Genomic DNA, 25,252 nt, shown 5'->3' on the forward strand with positions numbered 1-25,252 from the left:
CTCGCCGAGTTCGCTGTCGGGCGTGGAGGGCTGGACCCCGCCGGACCTGTCGGGCGTCACGGTGGTCGCGCAGCCGCACTGCCACCACCACGCGATCATGGGCTGGGAGACCGACCGCGCCCTGCTGGAGCGCGCCGGTGCCCGGGTGCAGAGCATCGCGGGCTGCTGCGGGATGGCCGGGAACTTCGGCGTCGAGCAGGGCCACTACGAGGTGTCCGTGGCGATCGCCGAGGCCAACCTGCTGCCCGCGCTGCGAGCCCCCGCCGCGCAGCGGGTGGTGCTGGCCGACGGCTTCTCCTGCCGCACCCAGATCGACGAGCCTGGCGCCCGGCACCGAGCCGAAGCACCTCGCGGAGTCTGCTGGCCCAGAGCCTAGGTCAGGTGCGACCCGCGAGCCAGGCGTTCGTGCGGTCCACCAGCGCGAGCCGGGCGTCCTCGTCGGTCGCGGCCGGCGCGGGCTCGGCCGGGCGGCTCTTGCGGTAGTAGCCGGAGACACCCTCGGGCGTCGTGCCGAGCCGGACGAGGTGGGCCGCGGAGTCCCGCGGCGACAGCAGCACCCGGCGCTCCAGCGGCCGGGCCAGGTTGCGCAGCAGGCGCAGCACCGGCCGGGTCTCCAGGCCGCGGTTCGCGATGTTGGTCGACACCGCGCCGGGGTGCACCGCGATGGCGCGCAGGCCGTGGCACCCGTGCTCCGCCGCCAGCCAGGCCGCGTGGTGGACCAGCCCCAGCCTTCGAGGTGCCGTACGCCGCCCACGAGTCGTACGGCGTCTCCCGCCCCAGCATCGCCTCCACCGTCCCGCGCTCGTGCAAGCTGGGAGACGACGTGCAGCACCCGGGCGTCGCCGTCGGCGGTCGCCGCGGTCAGCAGGGCCGGCAGCAGCGCCTCGGTGAGGTCGACGGTGCCGAGGTAGTTGGTGCGCCAGTGCACCTCGTGGCCGTCCACGAGCCTGCGGTGCGGACCAGCGCGAGCCGAGGTCCAGGTGGATCCCCGCGCTGTTGACCAGCAGGTGCAGGCGATCGGTGCGCTCGGCGTACCACTGGGCGAAGCGGGCGACCGAGCCCCGGTCCGCGAGGTCCAGCGCGTGCCACTCCAGCCCGTCGACCGCGGCCTGGCGGGTGGTGACGACGACCTCCCAGCCGTCATCGGCCAGTGCGCGGGCCACGGACTCGCCGATCGAGCCGGGCCCGGCGCCCGTGACGACGGCGCGGCGGGGTGCGGACATGGGGCCACCCTAGGCGAGTCGTAGGGTCGTGGACGTGTCCTCCACCCGTCGCCCGGGGCTCGCCGTCGTCGCGGTCCTGCTCTTCGTCTCCGGCTGGGCGACCAACCACTTCGCCGCGATCATCCCCGTGCTCCGCGATCGCGAGGGCCTCTCGGCGACCGTCCTCGCCGGCGCCTTCGGGATCTACGCGCTCGGCCTGCTGCCGGGGCTGCTCGGCGGCGGCGCGCTCTCGGACCGGACCGGTCGCCGGCCGCTGGTGCTGACCGGCGCCACCGTCGCGGCGGCGGGCAACCTGCTCATGCTCTGCTGGCACCCGGTCGCCGGGATCTACCTCGGCCGGCTCGTCGTGGGCGTCGGGGTCGGCCTCGCGATGAGCGCCGGGACCGCGTGGGCCGCGGACCTCGGCGGCCGCACCGGTACGACGATCGCCGGCACCGTGCTCACCGCGGGCTTCGCCTCCGGTCCGCTCGCCACCGGCCTGGTCGCCGAGTTCGCCTCCGGATCCGCGCAGTCTGGTCGCGCCCTTCACCCTCACCATCGTGCTCTCCCTCGCGGGGGTGGTGCTCGGCGTGGTGGCCGCGCCGCCCACCAGCGGCGAGGCCGGCACGGCGGGCGTCGTGCAGCCGGAGGGCGACCGGCTCGGCGTGGGCCGGGCGCTGGCGCGCGCGGTGCCGATGGCGCTGTGGGTGTTCGCCTCGGTGACGGTGCCGATCGTGGTGCTCGCCGGGCGGGTGAGCACCCACGGTGGCCCGTGGCTGGCCGGCGTCGCGTCCGCGCTGGCTCTCGGCACCGGCGTGGTGACCCAGGTGGTCGCGCGCCGGTCCGGCTGGGGACCGCGGGCCGGGATCGTCGGGGCACTGCTGGCCGCCACCGGCTTCGTGCTCGCGGCGGTCGTCGACTCCACGGCCGGGGTCGCGCTCTTCGTGGCGACCTCCGTGGTGCTCGGCGCGGCGTACGGCCTGTGCCTGCGCGCCGGCCTGGTCGACGTCGAGACGCTGACCCCGCCCGAGCACCGCGGTGCGGTGATCGGGGTCTACTACGTGTGCACCTACCTGGGCTTCGGGCTGCCCGTGCTGATCGAGGCGCTGCGCACGCCGGTGGGCACCCTGACGCCGTACCTCGTGCTGAGTGCGGCGGCCCTCGCTGCCGCCGCCCTGCGCACGGCCCAGCTTGCGCCGCCCGGCACAATGACGGCCATGTCGAGCGAGCCTCCCGTCCTGCTCCACCGCGACGGCCGGGCGGCGCACCTCGTGCTGAACCGGCCGCGGGCCATCAACGCGCTGACCCACGAGATGGTCGGGATCATCACCGCCGCGCTCGAGGAGTGGCGCGAGGACGACACCGTGCGCACCGTCGTGCTGACCGGGGCGGGTGAGCGGGGTCTGTGCGCGGGCGGCGACATCGTGGCGATGTGGCGCGACGCGAAGGCCGGCGGGACCGAGGCCGCGGCGTTCTGGGCGGACGAGTACCGGCTGAACGCGCTCATCGCGTCGTACCCGAAGGCCTATGTGGCGATCATGGACGGCATCGTGCTCGGCGGCGGGATCGGCCTGTCCGCGCACGCACCGCAGCGGGTCGTCACCGAGCGCTCCGCGATCGGCATGCCGGAGACCGGGATCGGCTTCCTGCCCGACGTCGGCGGCACCTACCTGCTCTCCCACGCGCCCGGCGAGACCGGCACGCACCTCGGCCTGACCGCGGGCTCGGTCGGCGCGGGCGACGCGATCGCGATCGGCTTCGCCGACCACTACGTCCCCCTCCGCGAAGTCTGCCCGGCCTGCTCGCCGCGCTCGCGACGACCGACGCCGACGAGGCGCTGGCGGCCTTCGAGGAGCCCGCCCCGCCGTCCCCGCTGGCGCAGGCGCGGCCCTGGCTCGACACGGCGTACGCCGGCGACGACGCCCTCGCGATCCTCGCCCGCCTGCGCGCGCTGGGCACCGAGGACGCCACCCGCGCGGCCGACGCGATCGAGGCGAAGTCGCCGACGTCGGTCAAGGTCACCCTGCGGGCACTGCGCGAGGCGGCCGGGATGGACCGGCTGGAGCCCGCACTGGACCTGGAGTACCGGCTCGCGCTCGGCTTCCACACCTCCCACGACTTCGTCGAGGGCGTCCGCGCGCAGGTGGTCGACAAGGACCGCGACCCTCAGTGGCAGCCGGCGACGCTGGCCGAGGTGGCGGCGGCGGACGTCGCGGCGTACTTCGCGCCGGTGGGCGAGCGCGAGCTCGGGCTGGCCGACCGCTAGCGTGCAGGGGTGTTCGCGTACGAGTTCGAAGGCCGTTCCCCGCAGGTCCACCCCGAGGCGTTCATCGCCCCGACCGCCACGCTGATCGGCGACGTACGGATCGAGAAGGGCGCCAGCGTCTGGTACGGCGCCGTGCTGCGCGCCGACATCTGCACGATCATCGTCCGCGAGGGCGCCAACATCCAGGACAACTCGGTCGTGCACGGCGCCCCGGACGTGACGGTCGAGATCGGCGCGCACTCCACGGTCGCGCACGCCTGCGTCTTCCATGGTGACTCGCTCGGCGAGAAGGGCCTGGTCGGCAACGACTCGACGGTGCTCGACGGCGCCAAGATCGGCGCGGGCACGCTGGTCGCGGCGGGCTCGCTCGTCGCGCCCGGCACCGAGCCTCCCGGACGGCGTGCTGGCCGCGGGCAGCCCTGCCCAGGTCAAGAAGCCGATCGAGGGCACCGGCGCGCAGTTCTGGATCGAGACGAACGCGCCCTACTACGCCGACCTGGCGCGCCGGCACGCGGCGGGCATCAAGCCCGTCCGCTGAGCCGGCGATCGAGCAGGTCCGCGACCAGGTCCACCTGGCGCGGGTCGCCACCGGTCGGGATGAGTCTGCACCTCGTCGGCGCCGATCGCGGCGAACCGGTCCAGCAGTGCACCCAGGCTCCTCGAGCGTGCCGGCGAAGCCGGCCGTCACGGCGAGCGCGTCGACCAGGTCGGCCGGCAGCCAGGCTCATGTAGTGCCGCAGGTGGGCGTGCACCTGCGCGCGCGGGTCCGGCGCGGTCTCGGCGAGTGCGAACCAGAAGGACGTGGTGAGCCTCGGCGCCGGCCTGCCGCGCTCCGCCCAGGCGTCGCGGGCGACCGCGAACAGCGCCTCGGTCTCGGCCACGTCGGCGTTCAAGGTCATCCCGGCCAGCCCGTCCGCCCAGCGCGCGGCGTGCCGCAGGGTGCGCGCGCCGAGGGTGCCGACGAGCAGACTCGGGACCACGCGGGCGGTGCGGGCGGGGGCCGACCTCACCGGCGGCCCAGACCTCGCGCAGGCGTTCGGCGCGTGCGGCCATCTCGCCCATCGTCCGGCTCGACCAGTCCGCCCCGACCGCGGCGTAGTCCTCCTCGCGACCGCCGACCCCGAGCCCGACCGAGAGCCGCCCGGCACAGAGCCGGTCCGCGGTGGCGAGCGCCTTGGCGAGGTGCACCGGGTCGTGCAGGCTGCGGTACGACGACAGTGGCCGCGATCCGCACCCGGCGCGTCCACGCCGAGACCGCACCGAGCAGGGTGAGCGCGTCGGGGTTGTCGAACAGGATCCGCTCGCCGAAGCAGAGGGATGCGAACGGACCGCCGTCGATCCGCCCGGCCCAGTCCCGCAGCGAACTCGGGGGTGACGTCCGGCTCCATCACCGGCAGCGTCATCCCGACCTGCATCACCAGACCACGCCGCGGTCGACGACCAGGTTGGCGCCGGTGATCGACGCGGCCGCGTCGGAGGCCAGGAACAGCAGCGACTCCGCCACGTCCACGGGCGGCATGAACCCCGGGATCACCGAGGTGCTCTTGGCGACCAGGTCCCAGTTGGCGTCGGCCGGGAGCCCGGCCGCCGCCGCCTCGATCATCGGGGTGGCGATGCCACCCGGGGAGACGCAGTTGACGCGCACCCCGCGGGTGCCGAGTCTCGACGGCGAGGGAGCGCATGCCGAGCAGGAGCGCGGCCTTGGAGGCGCAGTACTGCGCGTTGTAGGGCTGCCCCATCACCGCGGAGATCGACGCCACCGAGACCACGTTGCCCGTGCTGGCGACCAGCGCCTCGGCGTACGACTGGGTGAGGAGCAGGGGCGCCACCGCGTTGACGTCGAGGTGCTTGCGCAGGCTGGCGGCGGTGATCGTGCCGAGTCTCGGCGAACTGCTGGACGCCCGCGACGTTGCAGAGCACGTCGAGGCCTCCGAGCTCGGCGAGCGTGGCCTCCACGAACTCCTCGCGCGCCACGTCGTCGGCCAGGTCGCACGGCACCACGCCCTCGGCCGCCACCACGTCGGTCGCGACCACCCGCGCACCCTCCTCGCGGAAGAGCCCGGCCACCACCTGGCCCAGGCCCCCGGCGGCCCCGGTGACGACGATGCGGCGATCGGTGAAGCGCGCCGGGCGCGCGGTGCTGGTCATGGCGCTCAGAATAGAACGTGTTCTACCTCTTGTCTGCTGTCTACGCTCGGCACATGACCGACGCGTGGCAGACCGACAGGCTCGACCTCGACGGCTACCTCGCCCGGCTCGGCGTCACCCGCTCCGCGCCCTCGCGCGCCGCGCTGGACGCCCTGCACGAGGCCCACGTGCGCACCTTCACCTTCGACAACATCGACGTGCTGCTCGACCAGCACCCCGGCGTCGGGCTCGACGTGCTCGACGAGAAGCTCGTCGGCCGCGGCCGCGGCGGCTACTGCTTCGAGCACGCCACCGTCGTCGCCGCCGCCCTCGACCGGCTCGGGTACGACGTACGGCGCCACCTCGGCCGGGTCGGCGACCCCGCCGCCGGCACCGTCCAGGGCCGCACCCACATGACCGTGGAGGTGGTCCTCGACGGCGAACGACTGCTCTGCGACCCCGGGTTCGGGATGAGCCTGCTCCGCCCGGTGCCGCTCGTCGACGGCGCGGAGTCCGACCAGGACGGCTGGCGCTACCGCGTCGTCCGCTCCGAGGCCGGCTGGGGCCTGGAGCGCCTGCGCGAGGGCGGTTGGGAGCTCACCCACACCACCGACGAGCCTGCCCGTGCTGCCCGTCGACGTCGCCATCGGCCACCACTGGACGAGCACCTTCCCCGCCTCGCACTTCCGCAGCGGCCTGATGGTCACCCGTCACCTCGACGGGCGCCACGTCTCGCTCACCGCCACCACCGTGACCGTACGACGCCCGGAGGCACCCACCGAGCACCGCGAGCCTGCGGGACGGGGAGCCTCGCGGAGTGGCTCGTCGCGCTCGGCGTGCCGGAGCCCGAGCGGGCAGGCTCTGGCCGAACGCTTCGGCTAGGACCCGGCGTAGCCGTGCACCGTGCGGTGCAGACTCGGCCATCCGCTCGTCGAGGTCGTGCGCGACCCGTGCCGCGGCCTCGAGCTCGACGAGCAGACTCGCCGGGGACGTCCTTGTCGTACTTGTAGTAGATCTTGTGCTCGACGCTGGCCCAGAAGTCCATCGCGACGGTGCGGATCTGCAGGCTCGATCGGCACGCGTCGTACGTTCTCGGACAGGAAGACCGGGATCTCCACGATCGCGTGCAGGCTGCGGTAGCCGTTGGGCTTGGGCCGGGCGATGTAGTCCTTGATCGTGCGGACCGTGATGTCGGACTGCGTGGTGAGCATGTCGAGCACCTGGTAGGCGTCGGAGATGAAGTCTGCACACGATCCGCACGCCGGCGATGTCGGTGATCTGCTCGCTGATCTCGTCCAGGCTCCTGCGGGACGCCGAGCCGGGCCGCCTTCGCCCGCAGGCTCTCGATCGACTTCAGCCGCGAGTCGACGTGCTCGATCGGGTTGCCGGTCCCACGGAAGGACAGGCTCCTCGCGCAGGATGTTGATCTTCGTCAGCATCTCGTCGAGGCCGAACTTGTAGTGCAGCAGGAACTCGCCCAGCCTCCTGCGCCAGCGCGGAGACGTCCTCGACGGCCATCGGCACGTGGTCCTCGGGCTGGCTCCTCTCGTCGGGGAGAGGGACGCTCGCGGTGCTCATCGTGCTCCTGGTGGGCAGGGTCGGGGGTCGGTGCATCCCAGTGTGCCCGGTGCGCGGTGAGCCATCCCCCCGGCCCCTGACGCAAGGGTTTGCCGGAAGTGATAGCGCGCAGGCGCCGATTGTTGGCACGAGCCCCCGGGACAAGGTTGGATCTGCCTCGGTACCAGCCGGATTCGGCAGGAGAAGACACACGCTCCGGGGGAAGCGATGGGATCCAGGACGGGTTCGTGGACACCAGGTGAGGACTGCCCGGCGTGCGGCACCTCGGACGACGAGTGCAACCTCAACCTCGAGGTCGGCGACCGGACCCCCTGCTGCGCCGAGTGCCGTCACCCGGCCGTGGCGCGAGCCACCCCGCACACGTGGGACGGAGGTGCCGACGAGGCGCGGCAGTGCGTCGTGTGCCGCTTTCCGGAGGAGGCGCTCGAGACCGCTGGCCTGGGGAGCTCCTGCCTGCCGGGGCTCGCCGCGCTCCACCACGCCGCGCACGCCGAGGGACGCGCGGCCGGGATCCACGAGGAGCGCGCCCGCACGAGCACCGCGAGCAGCGCTCGGTGAGCGGACTGCTTCCCCACCTGCTGCGCTTCCTCCCGCACCGACTGCGGGTGCTGCTGGCCCGGCGCCTGCTGGGGTGGGAGATCCACCCCACCGCTCACCTGGGCCGTAGCGTGCTGCGGGTCGGCCACCTCCGGATGGCAGCCGGCTCCTCGATCGGCAACGGCAACCGGGTGTGGGGGCTCGACGAGTCTCGTCCTGGGCGAGGGGGCATCCATCGGTGGGGACAACGTCGTCACCGGCTCGCGCAGCGGGACCGGCCTCTACGGCCCGACCCAGGACGAGGGCCGGCGACCGCGGCTGGTCCTGGGCGCCTGGGCGACCATCACCGTCGCCCACCACATCGACTGTGCCGACCTGGTCGAGCCTGGAGCACCACGCCACGATCCTCGGCTTCGGCTCGGTCGTGCTCACCCACAGCCTCGACCTGCGCACGGACCGTTTCCGGACCCAGCCGGTCCGCCTCGGTCACCACAGGCTGCCTGATGAGCGGATGCACCGTCTTCATGGGCGTCACGCTGGCGCCCCAGACTCGTGGTCTCGGCCGGCTCCGTCGTCAGCCGCTCGCTCGACCAGCCCTTCACGCTGTACCGCGGCAACCCCGCCGAGCCGGTCCGCACGCTGGACGAGGACGGCATCTTCCTCAACCGTGCCCGCCACTTCGGCAAGGGCACGCCCGGGGAGCCGGCGGACTGACCCGGCGAGCGGTCTCCCTGCGAGGATTGCCCCGTGCGCCGACGTACCGTGCTGGGACTCGCGGCCCTCGGCGCGGCCGGGGCGGCGCTGGCGGCGTGCGGTGACGAGGAGCAGGAGCGAGTGGTGAGCCCAGCGAAGGACGCGGTCCGGCACGACTACGGTCCCGGCCCCAGCCAGTACGGCGAGCTTGCACCTCCCCGGCGGGACGCCGCGCGGTGTCGTGGTGGTCGTCCACGGCGGCTTCTGGCGCTCGGAGTACGACGCCGGCTCGCTCGGCACCCCCTGGCGCGCGACCTCGCTCGGCGAGGCTGGGCGGCCTGGAACCTGGAGTACCGGCGGGTCGGCCCCGGGATGGGCGGGGAGGGCGGCGCCCCGGCGACCTTCGACGACGTCGCCACCGGCATCGACCTGCTCGCGACCCTCGACGTGGACACCTCGACCGTGGTGACCCTGGGGCACAGCGCGGGTGGGCACCTCGCCACCTGGGCGGCGGGCCGCGCCGCGCACGGCTGGCCCGCGGAGGTCCCGGTCACGCACGTGATCAGCCAGGCCGGCGTGCTGGACCTGCGCTCGGCCGCGCGCGAGCAGGCTGGGCGCCGGAGCGGTCGAGGCCTTCCTGGGGCACGCGCCGACCACCGCGGACGCGCGGTACGACCCCGGGCAGCGAGCTCCCGCTCGGCGTACCCGTGTGGTGCGTGCACGGCACCGACGACGACACCGTTCCGCTGCAGCAGTCGGTCGACTACGTCGCCCGGGCGAAGGCCGCGGGCGGCACCGCCGAGCCTGGTCGAGGTCGCGGGCGACCACTTCGTCGTCATCGACCCGACCTCGAAGGCGTGGGCACGCCAGGTGGAGATCCTCGACGGGATCAGCGGGGGCGCTCCCGGCTGACGACCTCGGGGGACAGCCCCCACTCGTCGCCCCCGAGCCGCGACAGCGGCGCCAGCCGCCCGAGCACGGGGTGACCGTCCACGACCGCGTCCGGGTCGACCGTCACCGCGACCACGTCGCCGAGGACCAGCACCGAGTCGCCGACCGGGATCGTGCGGTGCAGCCGGCACTCCAGGGACGCCGGCGAGGCGGCGACCCGCGGCGGAGCGACCACCGCGCTCGGCGCCATCGCGATGCCCAGCCGGTCCGCCTCGTCGACCTCCGCCTCGAAGCGGGCGCTGGAGCCGTTGACCAGGTCGATGAGCGGCTCGCTGGCGAGGCTGATCGTGAACTCGCCGGTCTCCTCGACGTTGCGCAGGGTGTCCTTCGCGCCGACCGAGGTGAACTGCACGATCGGCGGGCTGGCGCTGGCGATGGTGAAGAACGAGTGCGGCGCCAGGTTGCCGACACCCTCGGCCGATCGGGTCGCGACCCACGCGATCGGCCGCGGTACGACGAGCGCGGTCATCAGCCGGTAGCCGTTGACGTCCGGGTCACCCGGGCGCAGGACGAGATGCTCGGAGGCCATGCCGCGATTGTGCCCCGCCGCACCCGGGCTACCGGAACAGGCCCTCGGCCAGCGGGGTCGGCGAGCCGAACCGGTGCGCGGTGACCGCGACCGCCTGCTCGTGCAGGAAGGGCAGCAGGCTCCACCCGGCCGGCCTCGAGGACCGGCTGGGCGTAGAGCGCGACATCGACCCGGCCGCCGCTCGCCTCGGCGAAGGCGCTCCGGCTGCCGCCGAGCAGCCGGACCCGCGCGGGCGGCTGGGTGGTCAGGACCCGGCGCCAGGCCGCGTCGTCCTGCACCCGCACGGTCACGCCGAGCCCGGCGAGCCGGTCGGCGAGGACCCGGTCGGGCGAGGCCGGCACCGAGACGGTGACCGGAGCGCCGACGAGCAGCCCGGCGCCCACGACACGCAGCAAGCTGGGCGGGATCGCCCTGCTCGTCGCGCACGGTCACCGGGACCGGCAGGTGCCGCAGCACGTTCTTCTCCGCTGTCAGCCCCGAGACGTCGCGCGGTGCGCCGAGGTCGCGCTGCCACACGAGCGCGTCCGAGCCCAGGGCCCGCTCCAGGAAGCCGGTCCGGGCGGCGTCCAGGCCGAGGGCGCGTGCGGCGTCGAGGACCCGCCGGGCCGTCGTGCCGAGCGGGGCGGAGGCGGTGGCCGGTGCGGGGACCCAGTCGCTGAGACCGATCAGGTAGACTCGGGCCGCCCGCCTTGGTGCCGGCTCCGACGGCCGACTTCTTCCAGCCACCGAAGGGTTGGCGGCGCACGATCGCGCCGACCGTCGAGCGGTTGACGTAGGCGTTGCCGGCCTCGACGCGGTCCACCCAGGTCTCGATCTCGGCGCGGTCGAGGGAGTGCAGTCCGGCGGTCAGACCGTAGTCCACCTGGTTCTGGATCGCGATCGCCTCGTCGAGGTCGTCGGCGGCGATCAGGCCCAGCACCGGGCCGAAGTACTCGGTGAGGTGGAACTCCGAGCCCCGTCGTACGCCGGTCTTGACGCCGGGCGACCAGAGCCGCCCCGTGTCGTCGAGCCGCCGCGGCTCGACCAGCCAGGACTCACCGGGAGCCAGGCTCGGTCAGCGCCCGCTCCAGGCTTTGCCGCTGACCGGCTCGATGACCGGGCCCATCTGCGTGGTCGCGTCCGAGGGGTAGCCCACGGTCAGGGAGGAGACCGCGTCCACGAGCCTGGTCGCGGAAGCGGCGCGAGTCTCGCGACCGAGCCGACCAGGATGCCGAGGGAGGCGGCCGAGCACTTCTGGCCGGCGTGGCCGAAGGCGGAGTACACGAGGTCCTTCACGGCGAGGTCGACGTCGGCGTGCGGAGTGACCACGATGGAGTTCTTGCCGCTGGTCTCGGCGAGCAGCGGCAGGTCCGGGCGGAACTCGCGGAACAGCGCCGCCGTCTCGAAGGCGCCGGTGAGGATCAGCCGGCCGACCCGCTCGTCGGCGATCAGCCGGCGGCCCAGGTCGTTCTCGGGCAGGTGGACCAGCCTGCAGCACCTCGCGCGGCACGCCGGCCGCCCACAGCGCCTCGACCATGACCGAGCCGCAGCGCTGAGCCTGCGGGGCGGGCTTGATGACGACCGGGCTGCCGGCCGCCAGCGCGGACAGCACCGAGCCCGCCGGGATCGCGACCGGGAAGTTCCACGGCGGCGTCACCACGGTCAGGCCGACCGGAACCTGCCGGGCCCCGTCGATCTCGTCGAGCCTGCTCGGCGAGCAGGGCGTAGTAGTCGGCGAAGTCGATCGCCTCGGAGACCTCGGGGTCACCCTGGTCGAGCGTCTTGCCGCACTCGGCGGCCATCACCTCCAGCAGGCTCGGCGCGGGCCTTCTCCAGGCTCACCGCGGCGCGGCGCAGGACGGCGGCGCGCTCCGCACCGGACCGGGAACCCCAGTCCGCACCGGCGGCGACAGCGGTGGCGAGGACCTGCTCCAGGGCGGCCTCGTCGGAGATCGTGTGCTCGGCGACCAGGGCCGCACCGGCGTCGGAGCCGGCGACGCGGTCGATGATCGCCCGGCCCCAGGCGCGGTTGCCGGGCAGCGCCGGGTCGGTGTCGGGGTGGTTGCCGAAGGTGCCGGGCGAGGTCTCGCGCGGCTCCTCGGTGGCACGGTCCTGTCGCCGGTTGGGCAGCGGTACGACGTCGTCGAGGTCCGCCAGCGAGGCGAGGAACCGGTCGCGCTCACGCGCGAACAGCGTGCTGTCGTCGTGCAGGTCGAAGACCGCCGACATGAAGTTGTCCTGGCTCGCGCCCTCCTCCGGGCGGCGCACCAGGTAGGCGATCGCGACGTCGAAGTCCTTGGGGTGCACGACCGGGACGTAGAGCAGCAGCCCGCCGACGGTGCGTCGTACCGCCTCGGCCTGGCCCTCGGCCATGCCCAGCAGCATCTCGAACTCGATCCGGTCGCGCACGCCGCGCTGACCGGCGAGCACCCACGCGTAGGCGATGTCGAAGAGGTTGTGCCCGGCGACGCCGAGCCGCACGTTCGCGACGTGCTCGGGGCGCAGCGCGTAGTCGAGCACCCGCTTGTAGTGGGTGTCCGACTCCTGCTTGGTCGACCAGGTCGCGACCGGCCAGTCGTGCAGGGACGCCTCGACGTGCTCCATCGGCAGGTTGGCGCCCTTGACCAGGCGGACCTTGATGCCGGCGCCACCGCGGGCGCGGCGCGCGGCCGCCCACTCCTGCAGGCGCATCATCGCGGCGAGCGCGTCCGGAAGGTAGGCCTGCAGCACGATCCCGGCCTCCAGCTTGCTCCAGGCTCCGGCCGGTCGAGCAGCCGGGTGAAGACCGCCATGGTGGTCTCGAGGTCGCGGTACTCCTCCATGTCGAGGTTGATGAACTTCGGCGTCGGCGACGCCGCAGCCGTCTCGAACAGGGGCAGCAGGCTCTTCTCGATGTGGTCGACGGCCTCGTCGAAGGCCCACGGCGAGTGCGGCGGCACGGTCGCCGAGACCTTGATGGAGACGTAGTCGACGTCCGGGCGGGCCAGCAGCCGCCGGGTGCCGTCGAGCCGACGGCCGGCCTCGGCCTGACCGAGGACCGCCTCGCCGAGCAGGTTGATGTTGAGCCGTACGCCGCGCTCGCGGATCCGCGCGATCGAGCGGCCCAGCCGCGCGTCGGTCGCGTCCACGAGCAGGTGGCCGACCATCTGCCGCAGCGCGCGGCGGGCGATCGGGATGACGATGCCCGGCGCGACGACGGACAGCAGCGCGCCGAGCCGGAGCAGCAGGCGCAGGTGCACGGGCAGGAAGCGGGGGGCGCTTCCGGCGAGGCTCGCGCAGGTTGGCCGCTGCGACGCTCATGTCCTCGGGCCGGATCACCCGGTCCACGAAGCCGACCGTGAAGTCCAGCCCGGACGGGTCGCGCAGCACGTCGGCGAGCCGTCGCGCGGCGGGCGCGGTCGGCTGCTCGGCCGCCTCGTCGAGCCAGCCTGCGGACCAGGGTGTCGACGTCGGCGAGCAGCGCGGCGTCCGGGCGCGGGTCGGTCATGGGGACATCGTCGCTCCCGGCGACCGCTAGGATAAAGCGATGAATTCCGATGCAAACCGTTAAGCAGGAGTGATGGTTCCACGCGTCGAGCAGCTTGGACGTCCGTCGGTTGAGACTGCTCCACGAGCCTGAGCCGCCGCGGCACCCTCGCCGAGGTCGCCGAGGCGCTGCACCAGAGCGCCTCCTCGGTGTCACAGGCACTCGCGCAGCCTGGAGCGGGAGGCCGGCGTACCGCTGCTGGAGAAGGTGGGCCGCCGGGTCCGGCTGACCCCCGCCGCGGAGGTCCTCGTCGAGCACACCGCCGTCATCCTGCAGCGCCTCGAGTCGGCCGCCTCCGACCTCGCCAGCCAGGGCGACGGCGCCGCCGGCACGGTCCGGCTCGCGGTCTTCCAGTCCGCCGCCTCCGCCTTCATGCCGCAGATGCTCACCGAGTCGGCCGCCCGCAACCCGCGGCTGCGGGTGACCATGTCGCAGCGCGAGCCCGAGCAGGCGCTCTACGAGACCTGGATGCGCGAGTTCGACCTGGTCGTGGCCGAGGAGTACCCCGGTCACGCGGCCCGCGTCTATCCCGACATCGACCGGCAGCCGCTCACGACCGACCTGCTCCGGCTCGCCGTACCGCCCTCGGGGGAGCCGTGGGACGCCATCACCTGCGTCGCCGACACCGCCGGCCTGCCGTGGACGATGGAGCCCGCCGGGACCGCCTCGCGGCACTGGGCCGAGCAGGCTGTGCCGCCGGGCCGGCTTCGAGCCCGACGTCCGCTTCGAGACCGACGACCTCGAGGCGCAGATCGCGCTCATCGAGAGCGGCAACGCCGTCGCCATCCTCCCCGACCTGATGCGGGTACGACGCCCGCCGGCCCTGCGCGTCGTCGACGTCGACGACCGGCGGCGCTCGGTCTTCACCGCCACCCGCGCGGCCATCAGCGGGACGCCGGCGATCCGCGCCTGCCGCGAGGCCCTGGCGGCCGTCGTACCGGCCGAGTCGACGGTGCCCTGAGGCCCGGCATCAGCCCAGGTGCGGCCAGGTCCAGTCCGCCCGACCGACCCGCGCCGGCGCGGTCACGCTGCTGGCGGCCGGAGACCCGGGCCGCAGCACCCGCTGGAAGCGCGCGACTCCCCGGCTGCGGTCCACGCTGAGCAGGCCGACGTACGGGCGGACGCGGACCTGGTCCGGCGACATGCACACCCCGGTCCGCAGGCCGGTGACCCCGCGGAACCCGCTGGCCTTGATCACCCGGTCGGTGGAGGAGGCGCCCGCGTCGGCGACCAGGTGCAGCGCGCCCGTCGCGTCGGTCCAGTAGACGCGCATGCCCTGGTCGGTCGTGCGGGCGCCGAGCGCCGTGGCACCGCCGAGCGTCACCGGGAGCCGCGTCGAGCGCACCAGACGGGTCCCGGTCCAGGTCGCGCGGCGCAGCGAGCGGTCCGCGGCGACCCAGTAGAGCGAGCGGTCGTCGAAGGCGACCAGGCGGCCGGGGTACCCGGAGCCGACCACCCGGAGCACGCGCACGCGCAGCGCGCTACCGGTGTCCCACCGGGTCTCCACCAGGCGGATCCGGCCGTCGGTCGCGGCGACCAGCTGGCGGGTCGTCTCGTGACCGGGCCAGGCTCTCGGCCGAGACCAGGCCCCACGCGATCGGTCGCCAGCGGAACGACTGCGCGGTCTTCTTGCTCAGGGTGACCCGCGTGTTCACCACCCGGCGCAAGGTGATCCGTCCGCCCGCGGTGTGCCCGAAGGCGTCGACGATGCAGCGGTAGCCGGTGCCCGCTCGCTCGGGAGCAGCGTGCGCGGGCGCCACGGCGCCCACCGCGAGGAGCAGACCGAGCACGAGACCGAGGACCCACGAGCGCTTGACCACGCGAGAACTGTAGGGCCCGGACAGCACGAGGGGCCGGACCACACCAGGACCCGGCCCCCCGATCACGCCTCAGCGCGTGGCGGTCACCGCAAGGTGTCGTCCCGGTGGTGCACCACGACGTCCTCGCGGCGTCCGGGGCGCGCGTAGAGCAGCGACAGCACGATGGCGAGCACGCCGGCGACGACGAGGATCGTGCCGAGCGCGCTGTCGTTGACGAAGGCTCAGGTCGATCGTGATCACGTCGAAGACGAGGATCAGGCCGAGCACCAGCAGCACGATTCCGAGTCCGATGTACATGTTCTTCCCCCTGTAGTCAGGCCAGCAGACAGACCAGCGCGGCAGCGATGGCGACGACGAGCAGCATCAGCACGATGCCCGGCAGGCTCGGCCACCTCGTCGGCAGGCTGCACCGCGCGGGCTTTGTGGACGGACATGACCTTCCCCCTTGTTAGGTGTCGTCCCCGTATTTGTCCTGCCTATTACCCTGAGTCTGCCGCGCCCATCCCCTCGGCGCCCGCCGTCCATCGCTTTCGAGGACATGGGCGTGCCACGGTCCCGCGGTGCGCCGTCCTGGACGCAGGCTCCCGAAGTGGTCGGAAAACACCCAGGCCCGGTGCTCGCGCTGCGAGGACCGGGCCTGTTCCGTGTCGGAGCCGCCTGTCGGAATCGAACCGACGACCTAGTCATTACGAGTGACTCGCTCTACCGACTGAGTTTAAGGCGGCGCGCCGCCCGAGGGCGACCGCGGAAGCATACCGAGGCCGGCGAGCAGCCGCCCAATCGTGCCCCCGTACGACGCGCGCGGGTCCGCTCAGGCGGCCGCGACCAGGCGCGGCTCGGTGTGCGCCTGGGGGGCGTCGCACCAGCAGGTGAAGTGGACGACGTAGTGGTCGTGGTGGCTGTCGAGGCCCGTGATCTGGTCCGGGAAGATCAGGCTCGCGCCGGCCACAGGACGTGCAGTCGTGGGTGAACATGGAGGCCTCCTCCGAGGTCCGATCGAGGTTGTCCCCTCTATTCTCGGCGGTCACCCTCTCAAGGGGTAGGCTCTCTTTCCTGCCGCTTCCCTAGGATTTCCCTTGAGGTCCGCATGCTCTCCCTGCACCAGGCTCACCTGCTTCCTCGCAACCTACGAGCACCGGTCGCTGACCCGCGCGGCGGAAGACCTGGGCTACGCCCAGCCGTCGGTGTCGGAGCAGGTGCGCAACCTGGAGAAGCAAGCTGGGCGTGCCGCTGTTCCGGCGGGTGGGGCGCGGCGTCGTACCCACCACGGCGGCCGACACCTTCCGGCCGCACGCCGAGCGGGTGCTCGCCGCGGCCGACGACGCGCAGCGCGCGGTGGCGAGCATCAAGTCGCTGGAGACCGGGACGATCCGGTTCGGGATGTTCGGCGTCGCCCGCCTCTACGGCGGTGCGGGGCTGGTCGCGGACGTCCTGGAGCGCTACCCGGGCGTGCGGGTGGAGCCTGGTCGGGCAGCACTCCCGCGAGGTGCAGGACAACCTGCGGCGTGGGCGCCTGGAAGCGGCCATGATCGCCGTCGCCGGCCTGTCCAGCGAGGGCCTGACGATCACGCCGATCGCTCGCGACGAGTCTCGTCTACGTCTCGGCCGACCCCGAGCGGCTGGGCTCGCCGGTGACCGCGCGCCGCCTCGCCGCGGCCCGGTTGGTGATGCCGGAGACGACGTGGAAGGACTCCGACTCCGCGCGCCTGGTGCTGCGCCGGATGCTGCACGAGGCGGGCCACAACCCCACCACGCGGATCGAGGTCGAGGACGTGGAGACCGCCATCGAGTCTGGTCGGGCGCGGCCTCGCCGACACGGTCACCCACAAGAGCGCCGCCCTGCAGCCTGCTCCCCCGGCTGGCGCCCGAGGCCGGCTGGGTCTCGCTGCGCCCGCGGGTCCACGACACGATGGCGATCGTGCACCGCGCCGGAGCGACGCTCTCCCCGGCCGCCCGGCTGGTGATCGACCTCGCGACCCAGCGGATCCAGGCGATCCTGGAGCCGGTCTAGGCGCTCAGCACTTCAGTCCGTCGGCAGGCACCTTGCCGTCGATGAGGTAGGCGTGCACGGCGTCGTCGACGCACTGGTTGCCCTTGTCGTAGGCCGTGTGGCCGTCGCCGTCACGGCTGACCAGCACACCGGACTCGAGCTCCTCGGCCATCGCCACCGCCTCCTCGTACGGCGTCGCCGGGTCGCGCGTCGTGCCGAGCACCACGATCGGCGCCGCGCCCGAGCCGTCGATCTTCAGGTCCGGCTCGTCGGTGGCCTTGAACGGGTCCCCGTGGCAGGTGGTGAGCCCCCAGGCGAACACCTTCCCGAACGTCGGCGAGGCCTTCTCGAAGTCGGGGAACTGGCTGGGCACCTGGTCGGCGGTGATGGAGTACGGGTCGTCGAGGCAGTTGATCACCGAGATCGCCTCGAGGCTGTTGTCGGTGTACTTCCCCTTCTCCCGCGAGCCATAGAAGTCCGAGAGCCGCAGCAGCGTGCTGCCGTCGCCGTCCAGCGCGGTCTTGAGGGCCTGGTCGAGGTAGGACCAGTTGTCCTTGCTGTAGAGCGGGGTGATCAGGCCGTAGAACGCCAGCCCGACGGTGAGTCTCGCGGTCCTCGGTGTCACTGGTCTTCAACGGCTGCTTGTCGATCGAGTCGAGCAGGTCCTTGATCGTCTTCAGGCCCGCATCGACGCTGCTGCCGAGGAAGCAGTTCGCCGCCGCTCACGCAGTTCTGGATGTAGGAGCGCAGCGCGGTCTCGAACCCCGCGGCCTGGCTCAGCGCGCCGTCGCGGGAGCCTGAGCGCCGGGTCCACGGCACCGTCGAGCACCAGCCGGCCGGTCTTCTCCGGGTAGAGACTCGGCATAGGTCGCGCCGAGCCGGGTGCCGTAGGAGAAGCCGAGGTAGTCGAGCTTTGTCCTCGCCGAGGGCGGCCCGCAGGACGTCCATGTCACGCGCGGCCTCGACGGTGCTCACGTGCGCGCCGAGCCTGGGCCGACTTGGCCTGGCAACCCGACCAGAACTCCGCGCCGTTGTCCTCGTTCTCGGTGACCTCCTCCGGGGTGTCCGGGTCGGGGTCGGCCGCGATGTAGGAGTCCAGACTGGTCGTCGGTGAGGCAGTCGACCGGGGAGGAGTCACCCGTGCCGCGGGGGTCGAAGCCCACGATGTCGTACGCCGCGCGCAGGCTCCGGCGCGAAGTAGGAGTCCGCCTGCTCGGCGAGGTAGGTGCCGCCGGCGCCCGGTCCGCCCGGGTTGACCACGAGCGAGCCGATCCGCTTGCCGGTGGCCTGGGTGCGCTCGACGGCGAGCCTTGATCGAGCCGTCGCCCGGAGCCTGGTAGGCTGATCGGGACCTCGAGGGTGGCGCACTCGTCGTCGCCGCAGTCGCTCCAGGTGAGCCTTCTGGCCGTAGAAGTCGTCGATCGTGCGACCGTCCGCGCTCGGGCTCACCGTGTCGCTGGCCCGGGTGCCGGCGCTCGGCTCGTCGTCGTCCCCGCCGGCGAGGACCACGACACCGATCCCGATCGCGCCCGCGATCACCAGTGCCCAGACCACGCCCACGGCGATGATCGACCTTCTTGCTCACTCCGGTCCCTGCTTCCGTCGTCCGGCTCAGCGCTGCGGCGCCTTGAGTGCCACCATCATCGACTCCAGTGCCAAGGCGACCGGAACGTTGAACTCCAGCATCTGTTCCCGCGCGGCGAAGATCCAACCGATCCGGCGCAGGTTCAGGCTCCGGCGAGGTCTCCTGGGCGATCTGCTCGACCTGGTCGCGGATCTCCTCGTTGACCAGCGCCCCGGGCGCCCGGGTGGCCACCGCGATCGCGTCGCGGTAGACCGACACCAGGTCGGTCAGGCCGCGGTCGACCACGTCGAGGTGGCGGCGCTTGGCGCGGGTGCGCTGACCCTTCTCGAGCGCGGCCAGGGCCGGGCCGTACTCCCGCGGGCGCCGGCCGCGCTCGACCACGCCGTAGGCCACGTCGAGGTCGGACTTCTCCTTCGCGTCGAGGCTCCGCGGTGATCGCGTCGGCCTCCTCCTTGGTGGTCGTCGCGAGCCGCGTGGCGGCGTCCATGCAGCGGCCCAGGGAGGTCAGCCGGGCCGGGATCGCGACCACCTCCTGGCGGCGGGTCCGGACGTCCTCGTCGAAGGCCAGCGCCCGGGCCCGGCCGATGTGGCCCTGGCTCGCCCGGGCGGCGTACGTCGCCAGGGAGGCGCCGATGCCGCGGGCCTCCAGGAAGCCGGCGACCTCCTCGGTGGTCGGCGTGGAGAGGGTGACCAGGCGGCAGCGGGAGCGGATCGTGGGCAGCACGTCCTCGACGGTCGGCGCGCAGAGCATCCACACGGTGCGCCCGTTCGGCTCCTCGATCGCCTTGAGCAGCGCGTTGCACGCCTGCTCGGTGAGCCGGTCGGCGTCCTCGACGACGAGCACCTGCCACCGATCGCCCATCGGGCTCAGCGAGGCGCGGCGGACCAGGCTCGCGGACCTCGTCGACGCCGATGGAGAGCCTTCTCGGTGCGGATCACGGTGACGTCGGCGTGCGAGCCGGCCAGCACCGTGCGGCAGGCGTGACAGCCGTCCGGGCAGTCCGGCCCGCTGCCCGCGTCGGGGCACTGCAGCGCGGCGGCGAAGGCGATCGCGGCATTGGAGCGGCCCGAGCCGGGCGGACCGGTGAACAGCCAGGCATGGGTCATCCCGTGCCCGGAGGCGGCCGTGCGCAGCAGGCTCGACCGTCGCGCGCTGGCCGACGAGGGTGGACCAGATGCTCATGCCCGCACCGCCTGCGTGAGCAGCGGCTCGACCCGGGCCGCGATCGCGGCGGCGACGTCCTCGATCGAGGAGCGCGCGTCGAGGACGAGGTAGTGCTCGGGGTCGCGCCCGGCGAGGTCGAGGAAGCCCTGGCGGACCCGCTGGTGGAACTCCAGCGACTCGCCCTCGATCCGGTCCCGCTCCTCGAAGCGGGCCAGCCCGGCCGAGGGCTCCACGTCGAGCAGCACGGTCAGGTGCGGGCGCAGGTCGGCGGTGGCCCAGCGCGCGACCTCCTCCGGACTCGACGGGGTCGAGGTCGCGGCCGGCGCCCTGGTAGGCCAGGGAGGAGTCGACGTACCGGTCGGTGATCACGACGGCTCCGCGGTCGAGCGCGGGCTGCACCAGCGTCTCGATGTGCTCGGACTTGTCGGCGAGGTAGAGCAGGAACTCCGTCTTGTGGGCCAGTGCGCCGGTCTCCGGGCTGAGCACGATCCGACGCACCTCCTTGCCGACCGGGGTGTCACCGGGCTCGAAGGTGAGCACCACGTCGTAGCCGTCGGCCACCAGGCGCTCGCGCAGCAGCCGGGACTGGGTCGACTTGCCGCCGCCCTCGCCGCCCTCGAAGCACACGAAGACGCCGGTCGCGGCGTACTGACCCGGGGAGGCTCACGGGACGAACCTACGAGACACCTCCGACTCGTTCCACGGGTGGGTGATCAGACGGACGGCGGCCGGTGCGGCCAGCGCCCGGACGGTGCCGGCCGCGACGACCGCCCAGGCGAGGACCAGCAGGGCCAGCAGAGCGGCGGCCAGGCCCGTGAGCAGGTGGAGGCCGGTGACCGAGGCGAGGGCCGTCGTCCCGGTGACGAGGGTGCCGACCGGGAAGGTGAAGGACCACCATGTCGGCGCGAAGGGCATCCCGACGCGCACCTGGCGGACCGTCAGTGCCGCGGCCAGGCCCAGCCAGAGCAGTGCGAAGCCGCAGACCGGCAGGGCGTAGGCGAGGAAGAGCGTGCGCAGCAGCGCAGGGTCCTGGCCGGGCAGGGCACCGGGCGCGGCGGTGGTGAGGTGGTGGGCGGCGGTGATCGACTGCCCGAGGGGGCCGAGCACGATCCACAGGGTCGGCACGGTCCCGGGCGCGCCGGGCCCGTGCCGCAGCAGGCGCTGCCAGATCGCCGGGAGGACCAGCAGGGTCGCGACCAGGGCGATCCCGAAGCCGGCGCACAGCAGGACGAACAGGGTGGCCCGTGGCTCGCCCGCCGGCAGGTGCGGGAGGAGGACGGCCCCGGTGGCGGCACTCACCATCGGGGGGACGACGGGCATCAGCCAGCCGCCGAAGGCGCTGTCGTCACCGACCTCGTGGCGGGTGATCGCGCAGTAGGGAACGACCAGCGCCGTCACCAGTCCCAGCAGGGTGCCGCCCACCCACAGCGCGGCCTCCAGCGGCAGGGTCGCCGGCCCGAGCCACCGACCGCCCACGGCACCGGTGGCGGCGCCCACGGTCATCAGGCCCATCGCGGTCGCGCCGTAGGAGTGCGCCAGCACCGGGTCGCCGAGATGCCCGAACGGCCGCCCGGAGCGTGCCCCGACCACCGCGACCGCCACGAGCAGAGCCGCGGCGAGCAACCACGCCCCCGTCGCGCCGTACGACGCCCCGGGGAGGTGGAGCGGAGGGTCGGCCAGGACGACGGCGAGGATGCCGGTGCCCATGACGGCGGCGTACCAGTGGGGTCCGCAGGGGATCACGTCCGCCACGATGCCGATCGCCGGCCGCGGGCGGAACGAGGTCCTTCCTGGGCCCTCACAAGGAAACCTTGTGAGGGCGTGCTCAGGACTTCTTGGCTGCCTTCTTGGCCGCGGTCTTCTTCGCCGCGGTCTTCTTGGCGGTGGTCTTCTTGGCCGCCGCCTTCTTGGCCGGGGCCTTCTTCGCGCCCTTCTTGGCGGTCTTCTTCGCCGGACCCTTCGCCCGCCGCTCGGCCAGCAGAACCGGCCGCGCGCTCGAGGGTGATCGCCTCGACCGAGTCGTCCTTGCGCAGCGTGGCGTTGTACTCGCCGTCGGTGACGTACTCCCCGAACCGGCCGGCCTTCACGACCACCGGCTGCCCGGAGACCGGGTCGTTGCCCAGGCTCCTTGAGCGGCGGCGCCGCGGCGGCCCGGCCGCGCTGCTTGGGCTGGCTGTAGATCTTGAGCGCCTCGTCGAGGGTGATCCCGAAGATCTGGTCCTCGCTGGTGAGCGAGCGCGAGTCCGTCCCCTTCTTCAGGTACGGGCCGTAGCGGCCGTTCTGCGCGGTGATCTCCTCGCCGTCCTCACCCGTGCCGACGATGCGGGGCAGCGAGATCAGGCTTCACCGCGTCGTCGAGGGTGACCGTGTCGAGGGACATCGACTTGAACAGCGAGCCGGTGCGCGCCTTCGCGCTCTTGGGAGCGTCCTCGGGCAGCAAGCTCGGTCACGTAGGGGCCGAAGCGGCCGTTCTTCGCGACGACCTGCAGGCCGGTCTCGGGGTGCACGCCGAGGTCGATCTCCTCGCCGGCCGGGTTCGCCAGCAGCCTCCTTGGCCTTCTCCACGGTGAGTCTCGTCGGGCGGCAGGTCGTCGGGCACGTTCGCCCGCACCCGCGCGCCGGCGCCGTCCTCGGGACCCTCCAGGTAGGGGCCGTACTTGCCGACCCGCAGGTCGATCCCGTCCTCGGGAGCACCCACCGGGAAGGTCGCCAGGCTCCTTGGCGTCGATGTCGCCGAGGCCGGTGACGAGCGGCTGCAGGCCCTCGCGGTCCTCGGAGCCGTAGTAGAACTCCGACAGACTCGGTGACCCGGCTCTTCTCACCGCGGGCGATGTCGTCGAGCACCGTCTCCATCAGCGCGGTGAAGTCGTAGTCGATGAGGCGGCTGAAGTGCTCGGTCAGCAGCCGGACGACGGAGAAGGCGATCCACGCCGGGACCAGCGCGGTGCCCTTCTTGTAGACGTAGCCGCGGTTGAGGATCGTGCCGATGATCGAGGCGTACGTCGAGGGTCGGCCGATCTGGCGGTCCTCGAGCTCCTTGATCAGCGTCGCCTCGGTGTAGCGCGCCGGCGGCTTCGTCTCGTGCCCGCTCGCCGACAGCGAGGCCGCGGAGACCGGGTCACCCTCCTGCAGGTTCGGCAGGCGGGTCTCCTGGTCGTCCTTCGCGGCGTTGTCGTCGGTGCCCTCGACGTAGGCCTTGAGGAAGCCGTGGAAGGTGATCACCCGGCCGGACGCGGAGAAGACGACGTCCTCACCCGTGGCCGCGGCCCCACCGAGGCGGATGGTGACCGACTGGCCGACCGCGTCCTTCATCTGCGAGGCGACGGTGCGCATCCAGATCAGGCTCGTAGAGGCGGAACTGGTCGCCGGTCAGACCGGTCTGCGCCGGGGTGCGGAACGAGTCGCCCGCCGGGCGGATCGCCTCGTGCGCCTCCTGGGCGTTCTTGACCTTGCTGGCGTAGGTACGCGGCGCGTCGGGGAGGTACTCGCTGCCGTAGAGACTCGGCCACCTGGTTGCGCGCGGCGCCGATCGCGTTGCCGGACAGCGTGGTGCTGTCGGTACGCATGTAGGTGATGAAGCCGTTCTCGTAGAGCCGCTGGGCCACGCTCATCGTCACCGAGGCGCTCATGCCCAGCCTTGCGGCTGGCCTCCTGCTGCAGCGTGGTGGTGCGGAACGGGGCGTACGGCGAGCGGCGGTACGGCTTGGCCTCGACCGACCGGACGTCGTAGGAGGTGTCGGAGAGCGCGGACACGAGGGCCTCGGCACGCCGCTGGTCGAGGTGGACGACGTCGGCCTTGGCCTTGAGCAGGCCGTCCTGGCCGAAGCTCGAGCCGCTCGCGACGCGGGCCCCGTCGATGCTGTGCAGGCTTGGCCGGGAACATCCGCTGGTCGTGCTTCGAGCCGGCGTCGAAGGTGCCCTCGAGGTCCCAGTAGGAGGCGACCTTGAAGGCCATCCGCTCCTTCTCGCGGTCCACCACGAGCCGGGTCGCGACCGACTGCACACGGCCCGCGGACAGCCCGGACATCACCTTGCGCCACAGCACCGGCGAGACCTCGTAGCCGTAGAGGCGGTCGAGGATGCGGCGGGTCTCCTGCGCCTCGACGAGGTCCATGTCGAGCTCGCGCGGGTTGGCGGCGGCCTCCTGGATGGCGGCCTTGGTGATCTCGTGGAAGACCATCCGCTTGACCGGGATGTTCTTCGGCTTGAGCTCGTCCAGCAGGTGCCAGGCGATCGCCTCTCCCTCGCGGTCCTCATCGGTGGCGAGGTAGAGACTCGTCGGCGTCCTTGAGCAGGCTCTTGAGCCTTGGAGATGTGGGACTTCTTGTCACGCGGGACGACGTAGTAGGGCTCGAAGCCGTTCTCCACGTCGATCGCCAAGCGGCCCCACGGCTTGTCCTTGATCTTCGCCGGGGTGTCCGCGGCGTTGTTCGGGAGGTCACGGATGTGGCCGATGGAGGACTCGACGACGAAGCCGTCGCCGAGGTACCCGCCGATGGTGCGGGCCTTCGCCGGCGACTCGACGATCACCAACTTGTGTGCCACAGGGACCTTCTCTACTGAACGTGCTGCTGGACGTGCTGAGCCTTACGGCCGATCACGGTAGCGCGTGCTGTCCAGTCCGGTCGCCGGTGGCGTCCAGAGTGGCCGGTCCGGGCGGGGGCGTCAGCCGACCTTCACCGACTGCAGCATCTGCTCGCTGAGGTCGATCGTGACGGGGTCGCCGATGGTGCCGACACCGATGAACAGGCCTAGGCCTGGTCGGGGTTGCCGGTGTCCACGACGGCCACCGTGGTGACGTCGCCCTCGGCCCGGACGTCGGGGTTGTCGACCCGGATCTCGGCGGTGATCCGGTGGGCCGGCTTGCCGCCGACGGTGATGTCCTCGTTCTTGAGGTCCTTGCGGCTGGTGAAGCCCTCGTAGATCTCGTCGCTCGAGGTCAGGCACTGCATGATGATCTCGGCGCTCTTCGCCAGATCGTCGAAGCCGTTGGACTTGAGCAGGCCACCGACGGCGAACTCGCTGATCCAGACTCTTCTCCACCAGACTTGTACTGCACGAGGATCTGCTCGGCGAAGGCGTGCGACTTCGAGAGCCGCGCGTCGACCTGGTACCCCTTGGCGACCGGGATCGTGAGGCCACCGCCGGTGATCGTGGCCGGGTTGGCGCCGGGGTTCGTGGCGGGATCGGGCTTGCCGCCGGTGCACTGGATGCCGGTGGGCGCCACGGTGCTGGAGCCTGCCGTCCGTCGGGCCGTCGGTGCTGTCCGTGCCGTCGGTGCCCTCGCTCTGGTCGGTGCTCTCC

Annotated in this window: 35 protein-coding genes, 1 tRNA gene and 7 pseudogenes; 15 read left to right on the forward strand and 28 right to left on the reverse strand. The window is 72.8% G+C overall.

The window, feature by feature from the left end:
- Positions 1 to 22: 22 nt before the first annotated feature.
- Positions 23 to 376, forward strand: coding sequence for a (Fe-S)-binding protein (locus tag G5V59_RS19825; protein WP_278257591.1), 354 nt, complete (start codon positions 23 to 25; stop codon positions 374 to 376).
- A 1-nt stretch (position 377) separates the two neighbouring features.
- Here G5V59_RS19825 and G5V59_RS19830 read toward each other — a convergent pair whose 3' ends face one another.
- Entirely contained in the window at positions 378 to 1,223 is an 846-nt protein-coding gene (locus G5V59_RS19830) for an SDR family NAD(P)-dependent oxidoreductase (RefSeq protein WP_278257592.1), read from the reverse strand.
- 34 nt (positions 1,224 to 1,257) lie between these two features.
- On the opposite strand from G5V59_RS19830, the gene G5V59_RS19835 reads away from it, so the two are divergent.
- The 3 genes from G5V59_RS19835 to G5V59_RS19845 are packed head-to-tail and all read left to right on the forward strand — an operon-like array spanning position 1,258 to position 4,200.
- The gene (locus tag G5V59_RS19835) at positions 1,258 to 2,598 is read left to right on the forward strand and encodes an MFS transporter (RefSeq protein ID WP_278257593.1); all 1,341 of its coding nucleotides are present in this window, start codon (positions 1,258 to 1,260) and stop codon (positions 2,596 to 2,598) included.
- Between the two features lie 9 nt (positions 2,599 to 2,607).
- Positions 2,608 to 3,468: an enoyl-CoA hydratase/isomerase family protein gene (locus G5V59_RS19840; RefSeq protein ID WP_278257594.1), complete on the forward strand. Its 861-nt coding sequence runs from the start codon at positions 2,608 to 2,610 to the stop codon at positions 3,466 to 3,468.
- Between the two features lie 9 nt (positions 3,469 to 3,477).
- On the forward strand, positions 3,478 to 4,200 hold the full coding sequence (locus G5V59_RS19845) for a gamma carbonic anhydrase family protein (protein ID WP_278257595.1): 723 nt from the start codon (positions 3,478 to 3,480) through the stop codon (positions 4,198 to 4,200).
- Here G5V59_RS19845 and G5V59_RS19850 read toward each other — a convergent pair.
- From G5V59_RS19850 to G5V59_RS19860, 3 genes are all read right to left on the reverse strand, one after another.
- Positions 4,153 to 4,656 carry an LLM class flavin-dependent oxidoreductase gene (locus tag G5V59_RS19850; protein ID WP_278257596.1) on the reverse strand — a complete coding sequence of 168 codons (504 nt, stop codon included), beginning with the start codon at positions 4,654 to 4,656 and terminating at the stop codon, positions 4,153 to 4,155. The two genes, G5V59_RS19845 and G5V59_RS19850, sit on opposite strands and share 48 nt — an antisense overlap.
- A 226-nt stretch (positions 4,657 to 4,882) precedes the next feature.
- Positions 4,883 to 5,071 (reverse strand): SDR family oxidoreductase, encoded by a 189-nt coding sequence (locus tag G5V59_RS19855; protein WP_278257597.1) that lies wholly within the window; start codon positions 5,069 to 5,071, stop codon positions 4,883 to 4,885.
- On the reverse strand, positions 5,068 to 5,616 hold the full coding sequence (locus G5V59_RS19860) for an SDR family NAD(P)-dependent oxidoreductase (RefSeq protein WP_278257598.1): 549 nt from the start codon (positions 5,614 to 5,616) through the stop codon (positions 5,068 to 5,070). The genes G5V59_RS19855 and G5V59_RS19860 overlap by 4 nt, the downstream gene beginning before the upstream one ends.
- 53 nt (positions 5,617 to 5,669) lie before the next feature.
- Here G5V59_RS19860 and G5V59_RS37215 point away from each other — a divergent pair, with 53 nt between their 5' ends.
- Complete coding sequence (locus G5V59_RS37215) at positions 5,670 to 6,605, forward strand: arylamine N-acetyltransferase (RefSeq protein WP_341350988.1); 936 nt, start codon at positions 5,670 to 5,672, stop codon at positions 6,603 to 6,605.
- 147 nt (positions 6,606 to 6,752) lie between these two features.
- On the opposite strand, the pseudogene G5V59_RS37220 reads toward G5V59_RS37215, so the two are convergent.
- Both G5V59_RS37220 and G5V59_RS19875 read right to left on the reverse strand, forming a co-directional pair.
- Positions 6,753 to 7,034, reverse strand: a pseudogene (locus tag G5V59_RS37220) (hypothetical protein); the annotation flags it as partial.
- Positions 6,949 to 7,173 (reverse strand): hypothetical protein, encoded by a 225-nt coding sequence (locus tag G5V59_RS19875; protein ID WP_278257600.1) that lies wholly within the window; start codon positions 7,171 to 7,173, stop codon positions 6,949 to 6,951. The pseudogene G5V59_RS37220 and the gene G5V59_RS19875, both read right to left, overlap by 86 nt.
- 207 nt (positions 7,174 to 7,380) lie before the next feature.
- Here G5V59_RS19875 and G5V59_RS19880 point away from each other — a divergent pair, with 207 nt between their 5' ends.
- Genes G5V59_RS19880 through G5V59_RS19890 form a run of 3 tightly spaced genes read left to right on the forward strand, consistent with a single transcriptional unit; the run spans position 7,381 to position 9,315 of the window.
- Positions 7,381 to 7,731: a hypothetical protein gene (locus G5V59_RS19880; RefSeq protein ID WP_278257601.1), complete on the forward strand. Its 351-nt coding sequence runs from the start codon at positions 7,381 to 7,383 to the stop codon at positions 7,729 to 7,731.
- Positions 7,728 to 8,528, forward strand: coding sequence for a hypothetical protein (locus G5V59_RS19885; RefSeq protein WP_278257602.1), 801 nt, complete (start codon positions 7,728 to 7,730; stop codon positions 8,526 to 8,528). The genes G5V59_RS19880 and G5V59_RS19885 overlap by 4 nt, the downstream gene beginning before the upstream one ends.
- A complete protein-coding gene (locus G5V59_RS19890) occupies positions 8,458 to 9,315 on the forward strand; it encodes a hypothetical protein (protein ID WP_278257603.1) in 858 nt (285 codons plus the stop codon). Before G5V59_RS19885 ends, G5V59_RS19890 begins: the two co-directional genes overlap by 71 nt.
- Here G5V59_RS19890 and G5V59_RS19895 read toward each other — a convergent pair.
- The 7 genes and pseudogenes from G5V59_RS19895 to G5V59_RS19925 form a co-directional block, all read right to left on the reverse strand.
- Positions 9,293 to 9,883 (reverse strand): flavin reductase family protein, encoded by a 591-nt coding sequence (locus tag G5V59_RS19895; RefSeq protein WP_278257604.1) that lies wholly within the window; start codon positions 9,881 to 9,883, stop codon positions 9,293 to 9,295. The genes G5V59_RS19890 and G5V59_RS19895 overlap by 23 nt on opposite strands.
- The gene (locus G5V59_RS19900; protein WP_278257605.1) at positions 9,823 to 10,224 is read right to left on the reverse strand and encodes a hypothetical protein; all 402 of its coding nucleotides are present in this window, start codon (positions 10,222 to 10,224) and stop codon (positions 9,823 to 9,825) included. Before G5V59_RS19900 ends, G5V59_RS19895 begins: the two co-directional genes overlap by 61 nt.
- Positions 10,170 to 10,931, reverse strand: a complete 762-nt coding sequence (locus G5V59_RS19905; RefSeq protein WP_341351267.1) for an aldehyde dehydrogenase family protein — start codon at positions 10,929 to 10,931, stop codon at positions 10,170 to 10,172. Before G5V59_RS19905 ends, G5V59_RS19900 begins: the two co-directional genes overlap by 55 nt.
- 89 nt (positions 10,932 to 11,020) lie before the next feature.
- The gene (locus G5V59_RS19910; protein WP_341351268.1) at positions 11,021 to 11,350 is read right to left on the reverse strand and encodes an aldehyde dehydrogenase family protein; all 330 of its coding nucleotides are present in this window, start codon (positions 11,348 to 11,350) and stop codon (positions 11,021 to 11,023) included.
- Positions 11,351 to 11,411: 61 nt separating this feature from the next.
- Positions 11,412 to 11,630, reverse strand: a pseudogene (locus G5V59_RS37225) (aldehyde dehydrogenase family protein); the annotation flags it as partial.
- Positions 11,627 to 12,592, reverse strand: coding sequence for a proline dehydrogenase family protein (locus G5V59_RS19920; protein ID WP_278257606.1), 966 nt, complete (start codon positions 12,590 to 12,592; stop codon positions 11,627 to 11,629). The pseudogene G5V59_RS37225 and the gene G5V59_RS19920, both read right to left, overlap by 4 nt.
- Positions 12,553 to 13,101, reverse strand: a complete 549-nt coding sequence (locus G5V59_RS19925; RefSeq protein ID WP_278257607.1) for a proline dehydrogenase family protein — start codon at positions 13,099 to 13,101, stop codon at positions 12,553 to 12,555. The genes G5V59_RS19920 and G5V59_RS19925 overlap by 40 nt, the downstream gene beginning before the upstream one ends.
- A 98-nt stretch (positions 13,102 to 13,199) precedes the next feature.
- On the opposite strand from G5V59_RS19925, the gene G5V59_RS19930 reads away from it, so the two are divergent.
- The 4 genes and pseudogenes from G5V59_RS19930 (at position 13,200) to G5V59_RS19945 (ending at position 14,349) form a co-directional block, all read left to right on the forward strand.
- A complete protein-coding gene (locus G5V59_RS19930; protein WP_278257608.1) occupies positions 13,200 to 13,379 on the forward strand; it encodes a hypothetical protein in 180 nt (59 codons plus the stop codon).
- Positions 13,380 to 13,458: 79 nt separating this feature from the next.
- On the forward strand, positions 13,459 to 13,617 hold the full coding sequence (locus G5V59_RS19935; RefSeq protein WP_278257609.1) for a hypothetical protein: 159 nt from the start codon (positions 13,459 to 13,461) through the stop codon (positions 13,615 to 13,617).
- Positions 13,618 to 13,760: 143 nt separating this feature from the next.
- Positions 13,761 to 14,009, forward strand: a pseudogene (locus G5V59_RS19940) (LysR family transcriptional regulator); the annotation flags it as partial.
- A 67-nt stretch (positions 14,010 to 14,076) separates the two neighbouring features.
- Complete coding sequence (locus tag G5V59_RS19945; RefSeq protein ID WP_278259956.1) at positions 14,077 to 14,349, forward strand: LysR substrate-binding domain-containing protein; 273 nt, start codon at positions 14,077 to 14,079, stop codon at positions 14,347 to 14,349.
- Positions 14,350 to 14,358: 9 nt separating this feature from the next.
- On the opposite strand, the gene G5V59_RS19950 is transcribed toward G5V59_RS19945, so the two are convergent.
- The 5 genes from G5V59_RS19950 to G5V59_RS19970 form a co-directional block, all read right to left on the reverse strand.
- Complete coding sequence (locus G5V59_RS19950; RefSeq protein ID WP_278257610.1) at positions 14,359 to 14,895, reverse strand: hypothetical protein; 537 nt, start codon at positions 14,893 to 14,895, stop codon at positions 14,359 to 14,361.
- Positions 14,870 to 15,274, reverse strand: a complete 405-nt coding sequence (locus tag G5V59_RS19955) for a hypothetical protein (RefSeq protein ID WP_278257611.1) — start codon at positions 15,272 to 15,274, stop codon at positions 14,870 to 14,872. The genes G5V59_RS19950 and G5V59_RS19955 overlap by 26 nt, the downstream gene beginning before the upstream one ends.
- A 3-nt stretch (positions 15,275 to 15,277) precedes the next feature.
- Positions 15,278 to 15,505, reverse strand: coding sequence for a hypothetical protein (locus tag G5V59_RS19960; protein ID WP_278257612.1), 228 nt, complete (start codon positions 15,503 to 15,505; stop codon positions 15,278 to 15,280).
- A 354-nt stretch (positions 15,506 to 15,859) separates the two neighbouring features.
- Positions 15,860 to 15,933: transfer RNA gene (locus G5V59_RS19965), tRNA-Thr, on the reverse strand.
- Positions 15,934 to 16,019: 86 nt separating this feature from the next.
- A complete protein-coding gene (locus G5V59_RS19970; protein WP_278257613.1) occupies positions 16,020 to 16,157 on the reverse strand; it encodes a hypothetical protein in 138 nt (45 codons plus the stop codon).
- A gap of 127 nt (positions 16,158 to 16,284) precedes the next feature.
- Between G5V59_RS19970 and G5V59_RS19975 the strand changes: the two are divergent.
- The 3 genes and pseudogenes from G5V59_RS19975 to G5V59_RS19985 form a co-directional block, all read left to right on the forward strand.
- Positions 16,285 to 16,374: pseudogene (locus G5V59_RS19975) on the forward strand (hypothetical protein); the annotation flags it as partial.
- Between the two features lie 58 nt (positions 16,375 to 16,432).
- Entirely contained in the window at positions 16,433 to 16,843 is a 411-nt protein-coding gene (locus tag G5V59_RS19980) for a hypothetical protein (RefSeq protein WP_278260318.1), read from the forward strand.
- Positions 16,734 to 17,219: a hypothetical protein gene (locus G5V59_RS19985; protein ID WP_278260319.1), complete on the forward strand. Its 486-nt coding sequence runs from the start codon at positions 16,734 to 16,736 to the stop codon at positions 17,217 to 17,219. The genes G5V59_RS19980 and G5V59_RS19985 overlap by 110 nt, the downstream gene beginning before the upstream one ends.
- Before the next feature lie 4 nt (positions 17,220 to 17,223).
- On the opposite strand, the gene G5V59_RS19990 is transcribed toward G5V59_RS19985, so the two are convergent.
- The 10 genes and pseudogenes from G5V59_RS19990 to G5V59_RS20035 all read right to left on the reverse strand — a co-directional run bounded on the left by G5V59_RS19990 (position 17,224) and on the right by G5V59_RS20035 (position 25,175).
- Positions 17,224 to 17,823 carry an alpha/beta hydrolase gene (locus tag G5V59_RS19990; RefSeq protein ID WP_278257614.1) on the reverse strand — a complete coding sequence of 200 codons (600 nt, stop codon included), beginning with the start codon at positions 17,821 to 17,823 and terminating at the stop codon, positions 17,224 to 17,226.
- Positions 17,820 to 18,173: a hypothetical protein gene (locus tag G5V59_RS19995; RefSeq protein ID WP_278257615.1), complete on the reverse strand. Its 354-nt coding sequence runs from the start codon at positions 18,171 to 18,173 to the stop codon at positions 17,820 to 17,822. The genes G5V59_RS19990 and G5V59_RS19995 overlap by 4 nt, the downstream gene beginning before the upstream one ends.
- Positions 18,170 to 18,361 carry a hypothetical protein gene (locus G5V59_RS20000; protein ID WP_278257616.1) on the reverse strand — a complete coding sequence of 64 codons (192 nt, stop codon included), beginning with the start codon at positions 18,359 to 18,361 and terminating at the stop codon, positions 18,170 to 18,172. Before G5V59_RS20000 ends, G5V59_RS19995 begins: the two co-directional genes overlap by 4 nt.
- The gene (locus G5V59_RS20005; protein WP_278257617.1) at positions 18,333 to 18,758 is read right to left on the reverse strand and encodes a hypothetical protein; all 426 of its coding nucleotides are present in this window, start codon (positions 18,756 to 18,758) and stop codon (positions 18,333 to 18,335) included. The genes G5V59_RS20000 and G5V59_RS20005 overlap by 29 nt, the downstream gene beginning before the upstream one ends.
- A gap of 51 nt (positions 18,759 to 18,809) precedes the next feature.
- Positions 18,810 to 19,966 (reverse strand): annotated as a pseudogene (locus tag G5V59_RS20010) (DNA polymerase III subunit delta').
- Positions 19,963 to 20,575: pseudogene (tmk, locus tag G5V59_RS20015) on the reverse strand (dTMP kinase). Before tmk ends, G5V59_RS20010 begins: the two co-directional pseudogenes overlap by 4 nt.
- A 36-nt stretch (positions 20,576 to 20,611) precedes the next feature.
- Entirely contained in the window at positions 20,612 to 21,691 is a 1,080-nt protein-coding gene (locus tag G5V59_RS20020) for a C4-dicarboxylate ABC transporter (protein ID WP_278259957.1), read from the reverse strand.
- A gap of 82 nt (positions 21,692 to 21,773) precedes the next feature.
- A pseudogene (gene topA / locus G5V59_RS20025) lies at positions 21,774 to 24,493 on the reverse strand (type I DNA topoisomerase).
- 206 nt (positions 24,494 to 24,699) lie between these two features.
- Complete coding sequence (locus tag G5V59_RS20030) at positions 24,700 to 24,900, reverse strand: hypothetical protein (protein ID WP_278260320.1); 201 nt, start codon at positions 24,898 to 24,900, stop codon at positions 24,700 to 24,702.
- A complete protein-coding gene (locus tag G5V59_RS20035) occupies positions 24,888 to 25,175 on the reverse strand; it encodes a hypothetical protein (RefSeq protein WP_278260321.1) in 288 nt (95 codons plus the stop codon). The genes G5V59_RS20030 and G5V59_RS20035 overlap by 13 nt, the downstream gene beginning before the upstream one ends.
- Positions 25,176 to 25,252 lie beyond the last annotated feature (77 nt).

Source organism: Nocardioides convexus (assembly GCF_011090295.1).